At 51.6% G+C, this 18032-nt stretch carries 18 protein-coding genes; 5 read left to right on the forward strand and 13 right to left on the reverse strand.

What is annotated here, in order from left to right:
- Window positions 1-119 precede the first annotated feature (119 nt).
- The 5 genes from ACTRXD_RS14945 to ACTRXD_RS14965 all read right to left on the reverse strand — a co-directional run bounded on the left by ACTRXD_RS14945 (window position 120) and on the right by ACTRXD_RS14965 (window position 3821).
- Complete coding sequence (locus tag ACTRXD_RS14945) at window positions 120-416, reverse strand: recombinase family protein (RefSeq protein WP_442432773.1); 297 nt, start codon at window positions 414-416, stop codon at window positions 120-122.
- Window positions 417-552: 136 nt separating this feature from the next.
- Window positions 553-1380 carry an SDR family NAD(P)-dependent oxidoreductase gene (locus ACTRXD_RS14950; RefSeq protein WP_442432586.1) on the reverse strand — a complete coding sequence of 276 codons (828 nt, stop codon included), beginning with the start codon at window positions 1378-1380 and terminating at the stop codon, window positions 553-555.
- A gap of 13 nt (window positions 1381-1393) precedes the next feature.
- A complete protein-coding gene (locus tag ACTRXD_RS14955) occupies window positions 1394-2368 on the reverse strand; it encodes an LLM class oxidoreductase (RefSeq protein ID WP_442432587.1) in 975 nt (324 codons plus the stop codon).
- 198 nt (window positions 2369-2566) lie between these two features.
- Window positions 2567-3553 (reverse strand): zinc-dependent alcohol dehydrogenase family protein, encoded by a 987-nt coding sequence (locus ACTRXD_RS14960; RefSeq protein WP_442432588.1) that lies wholly within the window; start codon window positions 3551-3553, stop codon window positions 2567-2569.
- 133 nt (window positions 3554-3686) lie between these two features.
- Entirely contained in the window at window positions 3687-3821 is a 135-nt protein-coding gene (locus tag ACTRXD_RS14965) for a hypothetical protein (RefSeq protein ID WP_442432589.1), read from the reverse strand.
- Between the two features lie 159 nt (window positions 3822-3980).
- Here ACTRXD_RS14965 and ACTRXD_RS14970 point away from each other — a divergent pair, with 159 nt between their 5' ends.
- The gene (locus tag ACTRXD_RS14970) at window positions 3981-4334 is read left to right on the forward strand and encodes a winged helix-turn-helix transcriptional regulator (RefSeq protein ID WP_442432590.1); all 354 of its coding nucleotides are present in this window, start codon (window positions 3981-3983) and stop codon (window positions 4332-4334) included.
- A 233-nt stretch (window positions 4335-4567) separates the two neighbouring features.
- Here ACTRXD_RS14970 and ACTRXD_RS14975 read toward each other — a convergent pair whose 3' ends face one another.
- Window positions 4568-5578: a zinc-binding alcohol dehydrogenase family protein gene (locus tag ACTRXD_RS14975; protein ID WP_442432774.1), complete on the reverse strand. Its 1011-nt coding sequence runs from the start codon at window positions 5576-5578 to the stop codon at window positions 4568-4570.
- A gap of 172 nt (window positions 5579-5750) precedes the next feature.
- Window positions 5751-6353: a hypothetical protein gene (locus ACTRXD_RS14980; RefSeq protein ID WP_442432591.1), complete on the reverse strand. Its 603-nt coding sequence runs from the start codon at window positions 6351-6353 to the stop codon at window positions 5751-5753.
- 475 nt (window positions 6354-6828) lie between these two features.
- On the opposite strand from ACTRXD_RS14980, the gene ACTRXD_RS14985 reads away from it, so the two are divergent.
- Window positions 6829-8328 carry a hypothetical protein gene (locus ACTRXD_RS14985; RefSeq protein ID WP_442432592.1) on the forward strand — a complete coding sequence of 500 codons (1500 nt, stop codon included), beginning with the start codon at window positions 6829-6831 and terminating at the stop codon, window positions 8326-8328.
- A 114-nt stretch (window positions 8329-8442) separates the two neighbouring features.
- On the opposite strand, the gene ACTRXD_RS14990 is transcribed toward ACTRXD_RS14985, so the two are convergent.
- From ACTRXD_RS14990 to ACTRXD_RS15005, 4 genes are all read right to left on the reverse strand, one after another.
- Entirely contained in the window at window positions 8443-8814 is a 372-nt protein-coding gene (locus tag ACTRXD_RS14990) for a hypothetical protein (RefSeq protein ID WP_442432593.1), read from the reverse strand.
- Between the two features lie 97 nt (window positions 8815-8911).
- Window positions 8912-9385 carry an RpiB/LacA/LacB family sugar-phosphate isomerase gene (locus ACTRXD_RS14995; RefSeq protein ID WP_442432594.1) on the reverse strand — a complete coding sequence of 158 codons (474 nt, stop codon included), beginning with the start codon at window positions 9383-9385 and terminating at the stop codon, window positions 8912-8914.
- Between the two features lie 88 nt (window positions 9386-9473).
- Entirely contained in the window at window positions 9474-10502 is a 1029-nt protein-coding gene (locus ACTRXD_RS15000; RefSeq protein ID WP_442432595.1) for an SMP-30/gluconolactonase/LRE family protein, read from the reverse strand.
- Window positions 10503-11133: 631 nt separating this feature from the next.
- On the reverse strand, window positions 11134-12504 hold the full coding sequence (locus tag ACTRXD_RS15005; RefSeq protein WP_442432596.1) for an ATP-binding protein: 1371 nt from the start codon (window positions 12502-12504) through the stop codon (window positions 11134-11136).
- Between the two features lie 302 nt (window positions 12505-12806).
- On the opposite strand from ACTRXD_RS15005, the gene ACTRXD_RS15010 reads away from it, so the two are divergent.
- The 3 genes from ACTRXD_RS15010 to ACTRXD_RS15020 all read left to right on the forward strand — a co-directional run bounded on the left by ACTRXD_RS15010 (window position 12807) and on the right by ACTRXD_RS15020 (window position 16124).
- Entirely contained in the window at window positions 12807-14315 is a 1509-nt protein-coding gene (locus tag ACTRXD_RS15010) for an ABC transporter substrate-binding protein (protein WP_442432597.1), read from the forward strand.
- 70 nt (window positions 14316-14385) lie between these two features.
- A complete protein-coding gene (locus ACTRXD_RS15015; protein WP_442432598.1) occupies window positions 14386-15312 on the forward strand; it encodes an ABC transporter permease in 927 nt (308 codons plus the stop codon).
- A gap of 2 nt (window positions 15313-15314) precedes the next feature.
- A complete protein-coding gene (locus ACTRXD_RS15020; protein WP_442432599.1) occupies window positions 15315-16124 on the forward strand; it encodes an ABC transporter permease in 810 nt (269 codons plus the stop codon).
- Between the two features lie 97 nt (window positions 16125-16221).
- On the opposite strand, the gene ACTRXD_RS15025 is transcribed toward ACTRXD_RS15020, so the two are convergent.
- Window positions 16222-16854, reverse strand: a complete 633-nt coding sequence (locus ACTRXD_RS15025) for a Tll0287-like domain-containing protein (protein ID WP_442432600.1) — start codon at window positions 16852-16854, stop codon at window positions 16222-16224.
- 160 nt (window positions 16855-17014) lie between these two features.
- Window positions 17015-17935, reverse strand: coding sequence for a carboxypeptidase-like regulatory domain-containing protein (locus tag ACTRXD_RS15030; RefSeq protein ID WP_442432601.1), 921 nt, complete (start codon window positions 17933-17935; stop codon window positions 17015-17017).
- Window positions 17936-18032: the final 97 nt, after the last annotated feature.

The following is an 18032-nucleotide window of genomic DNA, read 5'->3' on the forward strand; positions in this document are numbered from 1 at the left end:
CTTGAGCCGAGTTTAGGTTCGTTCTTGAATAAGCCGCCGTCCGAATTGAACCAATGAAGAAAAGATATTGAAGATGACCTCACCAGATGCTGTATGATGTCGACGACCCCATCACAGATTTACCAAAAGCCCATGCGGCATTTTCGTAGTTCTTCCACGACGGAGATGAGATGGTAAATCGACCGGCCTAGTCGATCGGGACGCCAGACTTGAAGTACATCACCTGACCGTAGCTTGGCAAGACATGCGTCAAGCCTTGGTCGTGTGGCCTGTGCTCCCATACTCTTTTCAACGAAGATATCGCTCTTAGTACACCCTTGTTTCTTTAGGTCATCAATCTGAATGGTAAGATCCTGATCACCCTTCCTGACCCTGGCATAGACGATGTTTGTTCCTCCAAACTTTTGAGGAAATATTCAAGATGTCTTAATTTTCCCTTGTTCCATGGCAATACGATATGCTTATTCATGATTGAATAGTATACGGCATCACGATCCAAAGAGCATGCATGCCGACATTCGTCAATTTTTCAGCCAACTCGAATTTTTAAAACTAAAAATGATCGTCGTACGATTGTGTTCTTTCGGCCAAAACCGTCTCGATCACACGTATTATCTCTTGGGATTTCCGTTGATCAAGCGCATCGGGATGGGGCGAGGCAAACCGGCCGGAATCGTTATCGAAGTACTGGCCTGACGCCGCCGCAAATTCATCTGCCAGTGCCGCGCGAATAAGTATTTCTGCGCCTATACGGATATCACCGCCGTCCACACCGAAGGCCTCTTTCACCATCTTGCTCCCGAGCATCGACCCGGGATTCACCGCAATGATGGCCGGGCCGTGATCCTTGAGTGAAAGCGCCAGACTACGTGACCACATGGTCAGCGCCAGTTTACTCTGTGCATATGCCGCGCCGTCGGACAGGTGCCCTTGTGCGGCCAGCGCTTTGGGATCGACCGGCGACTGGGCCGCGGAAGACAGGTTGACAACGCGTCCGGATATCCCGAGCAGCGGTAAAAGCCGTTGGGTCAGCAGATAGGGAGCGATCGTATTGACCGCAAATCGCACATCGAGTCCATCCTTCGTGCTTGGATCAGATGCGCTGTAGACGCCTGCATTATTGATGAGCACATCAAGTGTAGCGTACTTTTCAGTTACTGCCTTTGCAAACGCTTCGACGTCGGCCAGACGCGACAGATCAGCTACGTAGCGTTCAACTCGCCCGCCACCCGGCAGCCCAGAAAGCGTTCGTTCCGCTTCTTCCAGTTTTGACGGATTGCGCCCATGCAGCAAAACATGGTGCCCCATTGAGACCAACACCCTGGCCGTCTCCAACCCGATACCGTCCGTCGAACCGGTAATAAGAATGATTTTCTGCATGATAGTGTCTCCTTCACACTGAAAAGTCCGGCAATATGTCATTGGCCAGACGTTTCAACGTTGTCTCGATATCCGCCTGATTAAAGCGTAGGTTGAGCGCCACATGGTTGACGCCGATCTCTTCCCGCGATTTTAAATAGGCTCGAAGGTGGTTCGTACCCAGCCGGAAACCCAGATGGATCGGTTGCGGTGGTGTCCCAGGGTCTTCTGCGAGATCGACATACAGCGGTTGCATGACCGGCTGGGCGGGCCTTCCCATAGATTCGACCCGCGTTTGCCAATCGCGGATCATTTGTGCCTGGACAATGGTATTGCGGGGATAGGTCATCCATCCGTCGCCGTTTTGTGCGACCCATTCGGGGTCTTGCTGACTGCCTCCGGTAATGAGCAGCGGCAGTTTTCCGGATGCCGGTTTGGGCAGCATGTCCATGCCACCACCGGGGCTGCCAAACGTGTTTTCGAACTCCGGTCTGTCCTCACCCATGCGCCTGATATAGTCAAAGCTCGCGCGGAATCGAGCGCCACGTTCGGCAAAGGGCAGATTGAGCCCCGGATACTCCTCTGGCCGGTCACCCGAAGCGACACCCAGTATGAGCCGTCCGCCTGATAGCACATCCACGCTGGCCGCGGCCTTGGCGACATGTGCGGGATGTCTCAGCGGCAGGACGATGCTAGCCACGCCTAGTGCGATCCGCTCTGTTTGACCAGCCAACAGGCCGAGATAGACGAAGGGGTCATACAGCTGACCTGCATCCCCGAATGATGGCACGTTAAACGGCACATCTCGTAACCAGACTGCGGAAAACCCTAGTGCTTCGGCCAGTTGAATACGTTCCACGTGACCGCTCATCGCCGGTACCGGGCCCCTTGAGTAGCTTTCCAGGGGCACCACCAATCCAAGGCTCAGCCGACTCTGGCGGAACACGGAGTTGTATCCCCGGTTGATTGGTTGGAACTCGGTTGTGTCAAAAGTCATTGCCACTGTCATCTCGCAATGCCTCCGAATGGTTTCAGCTGTTAAGAGTTGTGCCGCACGCTTCGAGGGTCGTTGATGTCGAAGCTACGAGCACCGAGCATGATTTCCAGCACTCCTCCGAAACTAGCGCGAACTATCACATGCAGTGAAAAAACGTAGGACAGCCGATGGCATTTATCTGACTCTCACCCTGCCCCCTTTATGACGATCTCAATTTTCAACAACCACTTTACCCATAGCTTGCCCACTCTCTAACCGAGCGTGCGCTTGTCCGACTTCTTCAAGTGTAAAACGCTTTTCATCAAGCACAGGTTTCAGACCGCCAGACTCCACAATCTGAGTCACGTTGCGCAAAATCCCTGCATGTTCTTCTCGCTTAACGTTATGCAGCATAGGAATCAGCATGAACACGATGTGCAACGACAAACCCTTAAAGTGGGCGATGGATAAATCGATCTCACACAATGCAACTGTAGAAGCGACTTGCCCATTGAGTGCAGAGGCCTCAAATGAGTTAGCCATATTTGCACCGCCAACAGAATCGAACACCAAATCAAAACCTGCCCCACCCGTATGTTTGGCGACGTACTGACCAACCGTTTCGGTTTTATAGTTGATGGCCGTGGCTCCCAGTCGTTCGATTAATGCCAGTTGTTTTTCACCGCCACCCGTAGAATACACTTCGGCGCCAAAATGTTTAGCCAGTTGTAATGCAACATGACCAACACCACCGGAGCCCCCATGCACCAAAACTTTTTGCCCTGGCTTGATACCCGCGCGAGTCAAACCTTCGTAGGCAGTAATGGCAACCATTGGCAATGCAGCGGCTTCTCGCATCGACAAATTCCTGGGCTTATGGGCAATCAAATTGCCGTCCGACACCATATATTCAGCCAATGTGCCGGGTAAATCTGCTAACCCTCCGGCACAGCCATAGACTTCATCGCCAATCGAAAAATCTTTCACACCGTTGCCGACGGCCTCAACTCTGCCGGCAAAGTCCATTCCAAGAATGGCCGGCGTATCGGGTGACAATGGTAACTCCTTACCCATTTTGCGAATCATGATGTCCACTGTGTTGACGCTCGATGCCGCGATCTTTACGAGAACATGACCAGCTTTTACTTTCGGTTTTTCAACCTCCGCCGCATCAAATATGGCATCTTCGCCATAGGCATTTACACGCATTGCTTTCATAATGTTTGTCCTTGCTTGTGCAACCGATTTGTTAATTTCAGAAATTGGTGTCCCTCTGTTACTGATCCTCAATGGACACTTGCTTCACATGACAATGCAATCACGCTCGAGTGTTTCTGCCATACTGGTCAGATCATGCAGCATCGGAAATCGCTCGAACGTTGACCAGCAGATCTTTTCTGGTCGGCTGCGGAGGTTCAATCCGGACATCCACCAATGACTGTTCGTCTTCAATGAGTAAGCCCTGGTACAGGCTGACCGCTTTCATTGTGGAACTCCTTCCTGAAAAGGGTGGATGATGAATATGGCAGTTTCCTTTTTACAGGGCCGCGTTTATGATATAGCCAAAATAGATCTTACTGATGCCTTTAACAAGTACGCACATAAAAGTGCTATAGGAACAAAAAGTATACTGAGGAGGTGTGCTATGAGACACGAACGCTACGATTGTTCAAGGGGCTGCCCCGTCGAAGCGGCGTTAGAGTTGTTCGGGGGGAAGTGGAAAGGAATTGCGCTTTACCATCTGCTCGATGGGACCAAGCGGTTCAATGAGTTAAAGCGTAAGGTGGGAAATGTGACCCAACGAATGCTGACCAAACAACTTAGAGAGTTAGAAGAGGATGGGTTGATTTCAAGACTGGTGTATGCCGAAGTGCCACCGAAGGTCGAGTACCGACTTACCGAAAAAGGCAAATCCCTTCGTCCGATATTACTGGCATTGGAAAAGTGGGGAACACGGTACGCACTTCCGCAAGCACCCGCCAAGGTGAAAAGCGCGTGAAGGACGCACTTTGGGAGGTGAGTGGCCTCTTTTATTAGATAGCATTTCTCCGATTAACCCCTACAAGGGGATGGTGTTGAATCTATTCAGCACCGACGTACAGTGCGACAGCTTTGGAGGGATCCCCCAAGTACGCAGTGCGGTAGAAGGCCACGGAATGATGCCTATTCGCTTTCAGATTGTCCGGCATGTCGGCACTCCAATGGGATGATTCGTCTCTGCTACGCACCGAATCAGAACCCTTCAAGCACAATCTTACCCCGCGCAGAGCCGCTTTCGAGCTGCGCATGCACCGCGCGCAGCGTCGCCGCATCGATTTTGCCCGCAATTTCGGTCGCGGTGGAACGGATGCGTCCCGCGTCGACCAGGGCGGCCACTTCGTTCAACAGCTTGCCCTGTTCCGCCATATCCGGTGTGCCAAAGAGCGAACGCGTGAACATCATTTCCCAATGAATTGACACGGCCTTGAGCTTGAAGGGCATGACGTTGAGCACGTCCGGGTCATCGATCAGGCCAAAACGACCCTGCGGCGCAATCAGTTTGACGATATCCGTTACATGCTGGCCGGTCTGGGTCGTTGAGAACACAAACCCGGGAGCGCTGAGACCCAGTGCCTCAACCTGAGGTGCTAAAGGCTGGCGGTGGTCGAGCACGTGATGGGCGCCGCATTCGCGCACCCAATCCTGCGTTTCAAGACGCGAGGCGGTAGCGATCACCGTGAGATCGGTCAATGCCCGCAGAAGCTGAATGGTGATCGAGCCGACGCCACCTGCGCCACCAATGATTAAGATGGCGTTGCCTCCCTCCGGAGTCGGGCGTTTGACGTCGAGCCGGTCAAACAACATTTCCCAGGCGGTAATGGCCGTGAGCGGAAGAGCTGCGGCCTCCGCATCGCTCAGGCTGGAAGGTTTGCCGCCCACGATGCGTTCATCAACAAGGTGATACTCGCTGTTGGTGCCGGGTCGCGCGATGGATCCGGCATAAAAAACCGTATCGCCCGGTTTGAAATTCCGCACCTCAGGCCCCACAGCCTCGACAATGCCGGAAGCATCAAATCCAAGGACTCCCCAATCGCCTTCCGGCGCAGCACGGAGACGCAATTTGGTGTCCACCGGGTTGACCGACACAGCGATGATCTTGACGAGCAGATCACGGCCCACGGCTTTGGGTGTCTCAAGGGTGATGTCCTGCAGGGCGTCTTCACACTCAATCTGACCAGGTGTTTTGTAGCCAACAGCTTTCATGATGAAGCTCCAGGTGTGTTGATGGTGAAAATAGATAATATGCGGTTCATACAATGAGGCATCGGTGAGATTTTGCACCTCACGAACCTCGGAACAGGTGGAATGATTCGATGTTCCCCCCCTCGGCCACTGATCATGAATTGGGCGACGCTCAGTTCGAGGGTTGGGGGATTCAGTTAGTAAGCGTTGGGAATTTTATAATTCCAGATCGATGCTCGGTGACGGCTGCCGGATTGGAACTTGAACAGAGAAAACATATTTCTTCGAATTTGTCATGAACGAGCCCGCCAAAGTCTCCAACAAGTGCCCATCCATTCTCCGGGCTTGCCGCTGATGGGTTGATGATTTCGATTCGGGCTTGATCTCCCGAACAATCAAATTGAATGTCTTGGGTGGATGCTATTGTGGTATTCCCCGTCACGGTGATTGTCGAATTTGCTCCAGACTTCGGGCCCATAAGGTTAAATACATGAGAACCGTCGTTTACACGGAGGTTCCAATCTATGAAATTTGTTGCGAGGAGCGGGCCTATCGTTCCATCCGTTTCGATAAAGCCGGAGACAGTCCCTTTTTCATCAATCACTTGATTCACGTCGTATGTGATGGCCAATGAATATAGGGGCATCTGTGCAAGGAAGAACATTGTCATCATACTCCCTAAATGATGCCAGCTCTTCTTTAATGTCCTCATGGTTGTGTCCCTTTTTGAAAAATTGTCGTCGATGTCCCTTTCCTCACTAAAACAAGAAGAGTTCACAATTGTGATTTCAAACACGGAATGGTGAACCTGCGGCGCTACTATTGTCAATGTTCTCCGAGGAGTAAACCTGGCTATCCGGGCACCTGCCCCCTGCAAATGCTGAAAATTGGTGAATGTGTTCACCAAGCTGCTGATGGGAAATCTTAAATCGGATAAGTAAGTCCCTGCTGATTTTTACTCTTGGTCAAATAATGGAAAGCTTTCTTCTATATACCGCTTCGCTTATTATCGATAGACAACATGACGTCCGTAGTCTTGGCGAATATGTTGATCAGCCTGACTGTGAGGATCCCATAATTCGTGCAAGGTTTGAACCCATTCAACTCAACAAAACCACGATGCGGCGATCAGACTTATCAAGATGGGAAGGGAATTAGTTGGATCAGTTTCCGATTTTGCTATACTCATCAACGCCATATTGCCAAAGAACAACTGAATTCCAAAAAGCCTGATAGGCAGGACTTGTTACCTAAACTTAGAAGGAGGGAACATGAAACCACACACCCATTTTTGGAAGACAGGCCTTTCACTCGTCGTCATGGTAATTATGACAATTCTCCCTCCAATGACTATCGGCTATGCCAAAGACAAAGAAGTTTTTCCCCGACGCAGTTTTTCCAATGCAATGTTTTTTGGGGATAGTCTCACCGATATTGGGAATGGCCCGGCAAGTCTGACCTTTGATGGGGAACCGTTGGATGGTGAATATTTCACCTCGGATAGCGGTATCTTCAACAATATCTATGTTCCTATCTCCAATCCCGTGAACCCTCGCAAGGATACCATTCTCCCCGGGACCAAATTATGGTTTCCACCAACAAAGAAAGGCTCTCGGTTATTTCATTTAACATTGCCGCCACAATTGCCATTGTGTTCTAACCAGGGATGCGTGGAAAAAACCCACCGTTCTCTCAATTGGACAGAGTATTTTGTCTATAACGGAGTTTTGAAGCAATTATTAAAGCACGGTGCTGATTTGCGCCCCTGGATTATTCAATTCAACGATACCCTTCCTTCTGAAGTTTCAATTCGACAATCTGTAAATTATGCATTTTATTCCGCCCTCTCAGGTGAGGGATGTACCAATGTGAATCTCTTCCCATTGCCTTGCACCTTTGAGGGTAAATCACTCCAAGAGTCCATCTTTACACGACAAGATGCCTATCGTAACAACCAAAGTGAGACGAATGCAGAGGCAAACAGTCTTTTGCGCGAGACCGTCATTATTCCTGCATTGCGTACACAAATTGACATGTTTGAAGTGGATAAGAGTTTAAGGCAAGTTGAGATCAATGATCACACACTATTCATTGTCTATACGGGTGCAAATGATCTCGCCGCTGCGTTCTTTCTCTTTGTCGAGGGAACGATTACATTTGACCAATTTATTCAAGCCTTAACCTTTGGGATTCCCATGGAGATTGCCGGAGGAGTTGAACGCCTAATTTCCCTCGGAGCCAAGAACATTTTGGTTCTTGGACAATTTAATTTGGGGCTCACTCCTCGCTTACTTTCAATGGGGGATGTCGAAGGCCCCCTAGCCAAGCATGAGGTGGCCGCCGAATTTGACCAGTTATTGACACTTTATAATCAATCACTGAAAGCACAGATTGGAAATTTTGAGAGCAAGCATATTGCGTTCATTGACATTCAAACACCCATACGAGATGCCGCCAATACATTTTTCATTGGCAGACACGCTGGCTATTTTTATTCAATTGGCGAACAATGTGTCGACGAAACCGCTGGAATCATTCAACTAGGGAAGGCGGCTTCCTGCTTTAGGAAAAATGTTCCAGTCCCCATTGGGTTTTGGAATGCGTCTCATCTGAGCACACAGTTCAATCAACTCATTGCTGCGGCTGTGTTGGAAGAATTTATCCCGAGACGGGTTCCAGAACACAAAAGATTTGGGTTCCACAATAGATTTTTTCCTAAGGTAAGCCTGGAGCAGCTAGAAACTCTGCTTACAGCGCGATATCGGAAGTAGCTTGGGGTTTGGGGTTTTAGACCGCAGGAAAGATACTGGGAGTATTGAATAATACTAATTTCCAAGGGCATATTGACCCACAGGCACGGTGCATATCAGAGGCCTCGGGGCGGTTCAAAAAAGCATGCCCTGAGTCTTACCGAAGGGTTCGACCAGCCCTGTCCTGAGGCTTCTCGAAGGGAAGGCCACAGTCATTTTTACGCGCGGAGCGTACGCTGAGTACGTGAGTACGGGAAAATGGCGGGAACGCAGCTGGCGGCTTTTTCCAACAGCCCCATACTGACCGTCACCACAACCGAGTGGCCAACATACCAATGCCCCCCGCATGTCGAAACGTTGGGCCTCGGCCTGTTTCGCTTGAACCTCCTGCGCGCAGGCCAGCCCAACACCCCATAGCTCTCCGCCACAAAACATCCAGGCGTTTTCTGCCAATTCAGATCGCACGGTCCCTTTATCAGATACCTCGCCACCTAACAACCTACGCATACGCTTCACCTGCAGACGCACGGCACGCAGGAATTCGTTCGCCCCAAACCGAATATTAGGCGAAAGCATTTTCAATCGTCCTGTTCATTTTAATGGTTCAATCCTTGAATTCTTCGGACTCAATCCGCTGGATATCGATCATTGAACGGTCAAGAAAAGTTTGGATCTCCTCATCCCACCCGTTCTTGAATTCAGTCGTCAGAAAGGCATCAACGATTTCCTTAGCTTTGTAAAATGCCGTAACCATGCCACCCATGGTGAGTACGTTGGCATTGTTGATGGATCGGGCCTTGGTCGCCGCTGAAGGATCCTCGCACACCGCGGCATAAACATGAGGATGCTTGTTCGCAATGATCGCCATACCCATCCCGGTGCCGCAAACCAGGATCCCGCGATCACACTCACCTGAACCCACTTTTCCGGCGAGTTCATGAGCGACTTCATAATAGGGACGTGCTTCATCCGTTGTCCCGCCCACATCCACGCACACATGACCGAGTTTCTGCACATGCTGCTTCACCGCCTCTTTCAGTTCTAAACCAAAGGGATCTGCTCCAACTCCAATTTTCATAATCAGTCTCTCCTTGCGGTTTCCACCATCGACACCTCAGCCTACGTATGCAAGGGCAGCGCGTAAACCCGGTCCCCGGTAAGTGCCCCTACTGCATTCGAAGCCGGATGCGGTACAGGCCGTTACTGGAGGGTGGAGTCCACAGACCCGAACCAGAAGGAAACCGGGCGCACACCACATACAGAAAATTGGCGTCCGCATCCCGCCCAAAGTCAAGATTCACGGCCGTCTCCTCTGTCTCAAGAAATGCGAGTCGTTTCCCCCTCGGTGTGTAGATGTGCACCCCATTACTACCAGGAGGGCCACCGACTCCCACGTAGATGTTCCCCTCCCTATCCACAGTCATCCCGTCACCCCAGTTCCCCGTGGGAAATGTCACCACCATGTTTCGATAGCGAAGAGAGCCATCGTCCAAGAGATCATACGCATGAACCGCGCTTGGTGGACCGCCAACAATCGGAGGCCTCTCCAGGATATTGGTATTATAGATTCCAACCTCAACGACGTAGAGCGTCTTCTGGTCAGGCGAGATGGCGAGTCCATTTGGCTGCCACAGATTGGCCGCAAGAAGGTGCACGCTTCCGTCAAGGTCAATCCGATAGATGCCCATTACCGGTTGCTCGATGGGCTCATGTCCTGTGTATCGCGGATCGGTGAAATAGATTCTACCGCGAGCATCAATCGTCAGGTCGTTTGGGGCGTTGAACCGATTCCCGTTGTAAAGTCCGGCAACAGTATCACTCTTGCCCGTATTCATCTCGGTATGCGTGATCCTACGGCCACCGAAGTCAGCACCTTCGGCCACGATCATATCGCCACGGGCATCAAACACAATGCCATTCGCCATCCCACTCGGTGAACGGAAGATGGTCGTTACGCCCGTGCGTGGATCAAAGCGCCAGATACGACCGGCCTGCATTCCGCTCACGCTCGTATGGGGAATGTCTGAGAAGTAGACAGACCCGTCCGGAGCGACAGCCGGGCTCTCAAGCCAGAATCCACCGCTGAATACCTGCTCGAACCTGGCTTCTGGGTCCACGAATGAATCCTGAGCCGGAAGGGTCCCGAAGTGGCCCACGACAGAAAGCAGGACAACGACGACCCAGATTCGGTTCACCGTGGTTTTCACTCCTTTCGGAACTAGGCCAAAAGTCCGGCTTCCTTGCATGAGAGGCGTATCAAAAAACTCAGGTGAATCCGCAGGAGATGCAGAGCTTCGATTTTAGGCCTGGCACATCTCCGCGATTCTCTTGAAGACTGCAAAATATGTCAAGTTGAGAGTGGGGATAAGATGGGGGAATCGAGGGGGCATTTTAGAGCACTTCCATTATGGGTCTGTTGAAAAAAGCCGCCAGCGGCGTTCTCGCCATTTTCCCGCACTCACGTACTCAGCGTACGCTCCGCGCGTACAAACGGCTGCGGCCTTGCTGGACAGACTTTTTTGAACCGACCCGGAGCCTTTGATGAGGAATCTCCTCCTGCGCAAATTTGCCCTTGAACATCCTTATTATTCAACACTCCCATTATTTTCCTCTGCCGTGTCTTTGTCACACCTGTGGCAATGAAAAAATTTTAATATTTCAAATATTCAACGGTTTCTCAATGAACTCTCAGGCGTATGCGACACAACAGGGTTCAAAGGGACTCATAAGCATTCGTGAAAGGTGGAGAAGAGGAATAACAATTGCCCAACACTCCTTCCCTGGAAAGTTGGGCCATCATAGCGAAAGGCACCGGTAGGGTAAACGTTACTGACTCGTGTTCTGATCGTACTCGGCGGCCTCTACAAAGAAATAGGTATGGCAAGCCCGATCGATAAACGTTTTGGAGAGGGTCGGCGGCACTCCGTTAAATTTCGCAATACTGACAATCTGCTCGATCAAATCCCTGGGATGGCAACTCCGCATATTCAATTGATACTTGACATACACACCATCCAATAAATATTGCACGGCTTCAGGATCATACGGCACCCCCTTTTTCTTGCAGACTTCTTCAAAAATCTGCGTGAACCGTTCGGGGGTCGGATCGGCAATGTAGATTTTATTTCTGATCCGGCGAAGGAACGCTTCATCCGCCAGCTTGGCCGGTTCCAGATTCGTGGCGAACAAGACAATCGTATCGAAGGGAATTTGGAAGACCTTACCCGTATGCAATGTCAGATAATCCACCCGCTTTTCCAACGGCACAATCCATCGGTTGAGCAAATCTCGCGGACGGACCAATTGTCGTCCGAAGTCGTCAATCAGAAACACCCCGCCATTGGCTTTAATATGAGGGGGCGCTTTGTAATATTTCGCAGACGCATTAAACGAGAGATCCAGGGTGGCCATCGTCAACTCACCGCCGGCAAACTCGATCGGACGCTTACACAGCACCCAGCGGGTATCTTTTTCCACTTTGGCTTCAATTAACGATCTGGCCGCTTCTTGTGGAGCGTCGACTCTGACGTGGGTGATCGGATCAAACACTTGAATGATTTGTCCATCGACCTCCATGGCATAGGGAATATAGACTTCTCCTCCGCCTACCGCTTCCAACATCTTCCCAATGGCTTCGGCCAGGACCGTTTTCCCGTTTCCAGGAGGCCCATACAAAAAGATGGCCCAACCGGAATTGACGGCTTCCCCGAGTTGGTCCACGGTGCCAGGAGTCAATACCAGATGTTCCGTTGCCGCTGTCACAGTTCGTCGGTCAATGGTTAAACTATTCACGGGCTGACTTTTGATCATGTTGATATACTGATTGAGGGGAACCGGAGCCGGTCCCACATATCGGCACAGATCCATAAAAGCCGTGGCACGCTGACGACCTGCTTCCGTCAACACATACCGGAGTAACACCCCAAGCGACTCCCCATGTCCCTTGACCTCGCACAACTTCTCCCGTTGAATAAGGATGAACAACTCTCTCATGACCCCATAAGGCAATTTCATAATCTCTCCGGCCGATCGCTCGGTGAGTTCTCCTTGGGTGTAGAGGGTTCTGACCAGAAGCTGTACAAGCAATTCCTCCGGCAATCCGGTCTCTTCAATCGTTGTCGGAGCCGTTAAGGAGCGCGCGCCGAGAGGTTGGGTCGTCGCATTTCCATGAGATGTCATCGTGGCAACCGAACTCATTCGTAATCTCCTTTGATTAGTCTATTTCTTGAATAAGGGGACATGGCGAGGCAGAGGTTCTTCGAGTCGTCAACTTTCGCCCTTTTACAATAGGGATAATCCCTGTAAAATTAGAAAAATATCGCCATGCATAAATCCCCACGCTATTTCCCCATCTCGTTCACACGCCGGTTCCCTAAGGTTGCATGAGGATTTCTTTCCATGAACATCGCGACCTCAGCCATCATCGATCCCCTGTGTGTTCCCCTATCGGTTCTGCCAAAAGAATCCTTCATGGCTTTCAGGTGAACTGGCGATTATGGATGATGGTTTTGGGCCTCATTTCAATTGTTGGCTGCACCGAAGCGCATCCCGATTATACGTTGCGTTTTGGGTTAGCCAATTCGCCGACGAATTTAGATCCGCGTTATGCCACTGATGCCACTTCGGCTCGACTCAATCGGCTGCTATATTCGCGCCTAGTGGACTTCGGCGAGGGCACAATCCCGATTCCAGCTTTGGCCAGGTGGCGTGAACTCTCTCCCATCCATTATCGATTCGACTTGCAGAAACCAACACCACTCTTCCACAATGGGGCACGACTCTCCGCCCACGATGTCAAAGCCACGTATGCCTCCATTCTGAATCCTGCCACGGCATCTCCTCATCGTGGTATTTTGCAAATTATCACCCGGATCGACACGCCGACGGAGAATACCATTGATTTCTTTCTGAAGCAGCCCGATTCATTATTTCCCGGCTATTTAGTTATCGGCATTCTCCCCGCAAACCTTATTGCCAAGGGACACCCCTTCCATGACGATCCCATAGGCAGCGGGCCCTTTCAATTTCTCGAACGCCCCGATGACACCCGGCTTGTTATCGAGCGACGAGCGGATGGTCAACGTGTTGAATTTTTAAGAATTCCCGATCCGACCGTTCGAACCCTCAAGCTTTTGGCAAACGAGATTCATCTCCTTCAAAATGATCTCGCCCCTGAGCTTGTCACTTATCTGTCCGGCCAGAGAGGCATCACCTTGCAACAGCGTCAAGGGGCAAATTTTGCCTATCTGGGATTCAATCAGTTAGATCCTGTGGTCGGTCAAGAACTGGTGCGGAAGGCTATTGCCCATGCCATCGATCGTGAGCACATTATTCAATTCGTATTGAAAGGACGAGCCAGGGTCGCGCAAGGGCTCTTTCCTCCGGAGCATTGGGCTGGACATGCAACCTTATCAGGGTACGCCTACCATCCGGAGGAGGCAAAACGCTTATTGAAGGAAGCCGGATATGATCATGACCATCGGCCGACCATCACCTATAAAACCTCAACTGACCCCTTTCGATTGCGCTTGGCGACAATCATTCAGTACCAACTCGACCAGGTTGGAATTGATGTCTCCATCCAAAGCCACGATTGGGGCACATTTTACGGTGACATCAAGTCCGGCCGATTCCAAATGTATAGCCTGGCCTGGGTCGGCGTGAAATCTCCGGATATTTTCCGGTATGCCTTTCATAGTGACGCCATCCCTCCCGTCGGCGCCAACCGTGGTCACTTTGCGGACGAGGTGGCAGATCGTCTCATGATGCAAGCGGAACGGACCCTGAACAGGCAGGAGCAGCAGGCCTTATATCGCACCCTTCAAGCCCGCCTCCTGGACACCCTTCCGTATGTGCCTCTCTGGTTTGAAGACCATTATGCTCTGACGTCCGCCACCATCACCGGATATCAATTGAGTGCCGATGGCAATTTTGACGGACTCAGTCAGGTCCGGTGGATGGGACCTCCCTCAGTTCCCCCCAAACACATCGCACGGCTCTACCCATGACCATGCCACGCGACCATGACCGGGGCAGGCAGGCTCTTTTTTTTCAACCACCGTTATCTCCACTTTCGTCATGACCCATTTCCTGGTGACAAGAATCTTGAGCGCGATGCTCGCCCTCCTGGGAGTCATTTGCCTGGTTTTTCTGTTGATTCATCTTATTCCAGGCGACCCCGTAGAAGTGATGCTGGGTGAATCAGCTCAACCGACCGACAAGGAAACCCTTCGCCATGCCTTAGGCTTGGACCTCCCCCTCCATCAACAGTGGTGGATTTATTTCAAGGGGCTTTTGCATCTGGATTTGGGCACATCTCTTTTTTCGGGTCGGGCCATTGTGGATTTGCTCATTGAACGCATTCCCGCCACCCTCTATCTCAGTCTCGTTTCCCTGATTGTGGCAATCGGGTTGGCGCTTCCTCTTGGCCTCGTCGCGGCCGTCCGCCAACACACACCTCTGGATTATGGCGCCATGGGGTTTGCGTTGTTTGGAATGTCGATTCCCAATTTCTGGATGGGTCCTGTACTCATTTTAGTCGGCGCGCTCTGGCTTGGCTGGTTTCCCGTGAGTGGTCGGGAAGGTTGGAACGCCGTCGTGCTGCCTGCCCTCACGCTCGGTACAGCCATGGCGGCCATCCTGGCCAGAATGATTCGGAGCAGCGTCCTTGAGGTATTGGGGGAGGACTTCATGCGGACCGCTCGCGCCAAAGGTCTCTCCTCAACCCGGGCAGTCTTGTATCATGCCCTGCCCAACGCCTTCTTGCCTATCTTAACACTCCTGGGCCTGCAGCTCGGAGGCTTGCTTGGTGGAGCGGTGATCACTGAAACGGTTTTTGCCTGGCCTGGATTAGGACTGCTGATGATTGAAGCCATTCAACAGCGCGATTATCCGGTCGTGCAAGCGGCAGTGCTTTGTATCAGCATGACCTATATCGTGGTGAATCTGCTCACGGATCTGCTGTATGCATGGCTGGACCCTCGCATCCAATTCACCACTGATTAACGATGCGTCTTTGGTTCCCACTCTCCATCATCGCCGCATGGGCCTTTCTGGCCATCTTCAATTTCATCTTTTCCTTAACCCCTGATGCGATTGATCTCACGAACATTCTTTCTCCGCCAAGCCTGGAACACTGGTTGGGGCATGATGAATTAGGTCGACCGGTTGCCGACCGTCTCATCAGCGGAGCACACACGTCGTTTGTTGTTTCGCTGTGCGTGGTCGCCCTGGGGGTGAGTCTCGGAAGCCTTCTCGGCGTCTCCAGTGCCTATCTCAGCGGGTGGGTCGATGCAGGCTTTGTGCGAATTGTGGACGTCATGCTCGCCTTCCCGGGACTACTGCTTGCCATCGCCCTCGCCGGGGCATTGGGACCGGGAATCGGCAATGTGATTCTGGCGTTGGGAATCGTGGGATGGGTGGGATACGCCCGACTGGCGAGAGGACAGGTTCTCGCCCTCAAGCACGCCGATCACGTGCTGGCGGCCCAAGCCATCGGCGCACCGCCTTGGCGTATTATTCTCCGGCACCTTCTGCCGTTAATCATGGCTCCGCTTATTGTTGAAGCCAGCTTTGGTATCGCCGGCGCCATCATAGCCGAAGCCGGCCTCTCCTTTTTGGGACTGGGGGTTCAACCTCCTGCCGCGTCATGGGGAAGCATGATTCGCGACGGAACCCGCTACATGTTGGTAGCTCCCCACCTGGTCGTCTTTCCCGGCTTGGCTCTAATGGCGGTCGTTCTCGCGGCCAACATGCTGGGAGATTGGCTGAGAGATCGGTTAGATGTGAAAGAACAGACTTCCCGAAGACTATCATGAACCATGTGAACAGCAGACTGAAGGTGACTGCGGGTTCGACATCCACAGCCACCTTCCTGACTTCGGGTTCAAAAATGGGCAGAAGGTCTTTGCTCGTTCAGGGAGTTTCCTTTTTTTCTGAAGGCAACGGAAACGAGATGATGATGGCACCCATCACATCGCCCATTTTAAAATCACGCTTTGAACTCAACAAATGCCCGTTGTGGCAGTCCACACAGGCTTTCGAAACAGCCCGATCCGCATAAATGGCTTTGAAAAATTGTTGATCCCCTCTCTTGATAATTCCACTATAGACCTCATCGGGATTCTCGGCCACGACTTTTAATCCGGCCTCTTCAAAGGCGGTGCTCGGCCCATTTTCCTCATAAATAGGCCACAGACTGGCCAGACGATATCGCAGGCCGGACCCCCCCATTTCAGCCACTCGTCCACTCATCAAAAGCATTTGCGCGGGGAGCGGAAGCGCCTTCCGCTGCTTCCAGGCTTCTGCGGCAATCACGATTCGATTCTCCTGCATGCGATCCACCACATGTGTCGTATAGAGCGCTCTATCTGCGGCAATCACCGTATGGATAAACCCGGCCACAACCTCTGGAGAGAAATTCACTTCAGTCCCTGGTGCCATCCGGACTTCCGATTCCTCTTCACCCGCAGCGTGTGCGCTCTCCCAACCGCCCGTGCACACACCTGCCCCAAGTACGATTCCTATAAACAATATCCGTAAACCCATGGTCGCCCTCCTTTCATCCGTCATACTTCAGTGAATGAACCAACATCCTGTTGCCTTGCTTCGAGCGGGCTACCTCAGGAGACGTCTCCTGTTCTTGGACTTTCCGTCATTAGTTTCCCTCCTCTGCCGGGTGACCACTCGTGGCACACATGACAGCCCGTCAGGGAATCTGGCGTCTAATCGAAGGTACAATTTCCAGGCCTTCTTCCAATAACTCCAATCCAAACCGGGGATTCTCCTCTATTTCATGCGCACTACGACGACCTTGTGGAGCCTCATACTGAAAATTCGCCACAGTGGCCTTCTGAGCGGTCACCGTGATGGGTTGTTCCACAAACTCCTTCATCCCGGGATGCCAGGCAGTCAGCATATAGTCCCCAGGAGGAACGTCGGTAATTTCAAAGGTTCCATCCTCGGGGGTAATCGCATAATAGGGGTTTTCCAACACGAGTCCCCAGGAAAACATATAGGGATGGAATCCGCACTGCATGACAAACACATTCCGTCCTTTTCGTAAATGTATTTTTTCCACCATTGGTTCACCGGGGAGGTGTTTCTTGCCGAATATTCCCGCCACGTTGTGATACGGATTCATCGGGAGGGGACGATTGAACAAGACCCTGGCTCCTCGCTCTCTAGCCGTTTCATATCCCTGAATATCATGCTCGACCGGATCCATGTTGACCACGGTCAGTTTGTCCCCATCGCGCAAGACATTCACAAACGGAATAAATTCACAGTCGACTGATTCGATCCTGACCTTAGGCATGTGAAACGGTTTCCCTTTTTCGATATCTTTGAGATACACCACCACATCCTTAAGACTTTGATCAGGCCCAATAATAAAATCCTCAACAATGCGCCAGCCCGTTCCCGTAGAGATGGTTCCACAAAACACCGGATCGGGGATCGTCACCAGATTGAAGGCCATGGGTCTGGGCTTATCTCCCGTAATGGTCACCTTCCCTTGAATGGTTCCACCATCAGTCACGGTTATTTCATCATAGGACCATGCGGTTTGTGCGAACAGCGCTAGAAGCCCAACCCCTACGATCCCTTTCCATACGTTTCGGCCCTTCATTCTCTCCTCCCACAAAAAAATAAAATGATTGTCATGCTTATGAACATTCTATCGAACCACCCACTCAAAAAAAAGCGGGGAAGCCGAAGAGTGGCTT

This window comes from Nitrospira sp. T9 (assembly GCF_052156535.1).
Taxonomy (GTDB): Bacteria; Nitrospirota; Nitrospiria; order Nitrospirales; family UBA8639; genus Nitrospira_E.

Bases quoted from the DNA above. Each gene is read 5' to 3' on its own strand.
- ACTRXD_RS15015 (WP_442432598.1), top strand. From the start codon at position 14,386: ATGACCCATTTCCTGGTGACAAGAATCTTGAGCGCGATGCTCGCCCTC.
- ACTRXD_RS14985 (WP_442432592.1), top strand. From the start codon at position 6,829: ATGAAACCACACACCCATTTTTGGAAGACAGGCCTTTCACTCGTCGTC.
- ACTRXD_RS15005 (WP_442432596.1), bottom strand. From the start codon at position 12,504: ATGAGTTCGGTTGCCACGATGACATCTCATGGAAATGCGACGACCCAA.
- ACTRXD_RS14960 (WP_442432588.1), bottom strand. From the start codon at position 3,553: ATGAAAGCAATGCGTGTAAATGCCTATGGCGAAGATGCCATATTTGAT.
- ACTRXD_RS14955 (WP_442432587.1), bottom strand. From the start codon at position 2,368: ATGACAGTGGCAATGACTTTTGACACAACCGAGTTCCAACCAATCAAC.
- ACTRXD_RS14975 (WP_442432774.1), bottom strand. From the start codon at position 5,578: ATGAAAGCTGTTGGCTACAAAACACCTGGTCAGATTGAGTGTGAAGAC.
- ACTRXD_RS14970 (WP_442432590.1), top strand. From the start codon at position 3,981: ATGAGACACGAACGCTACGATTGTTCAAGGGGCTGCCCCGTCGAAGCG.
- ACTRXD_RS15020 (WP_442432599.1), top strand. From the start codon at position 15,315: ATGCGTCTTTGGTTCCCACTCTCCATCATCGCCGCATGGGCCTTTCTG.
- ACTRXD_RS15030 (WP_442432601.1), bottom strand. From the start codon at position 17,935: ATGAAGGGCCGAAACGTATGGAAAGGGATCGTAGGGGTTGGGCTTCTA.
- ACTRXD_RS14950 (WP_442432586.1), bottom strand. From the start codon at position 1,380: ATGCAGAAAATCATTCTTATTACCGGTTCGACGGACGGTATCGGGTTG.
- ACTRXD_RS15025 (WP_442432600.1), bottom strand. From the start codon at position 16,854: ATGGGTTTACGGATATTGTTTATAGGAATCGTACTTGGGGCAGGTGTG.
- ACTRXD_RS15010 (WP_442432597.1), top strand. From the start codon at position 12,807: ATGATGGTTTTGGGCCTCATTTCAATTGTTGGCTGCACCGAAGCGCAT.
- ACTRXD_RS14965 (WP_442432589.1), bottom strand. From the start codon at position 3,821: ATGAAAGCGGTCAGCCTGTACCAGGGCTTACTCATTGAAGACGAACAG.
- ACTRXD_RS14995 (WP_442432594.1), bottom strand. From the start codon at position 9,385: ATGAAAATTGGAGTTGGAGCAGATCCCTTTGGTTTAGAACTGAAAGAG.
- ACTRXD_RS14990 (WP_442432593.1), bottom strand. From the start codon at position 8,814: ATGCGTAGGTTGTTAGGTGGCGAGGTATCTGATAAAGGGACCGTGCGA.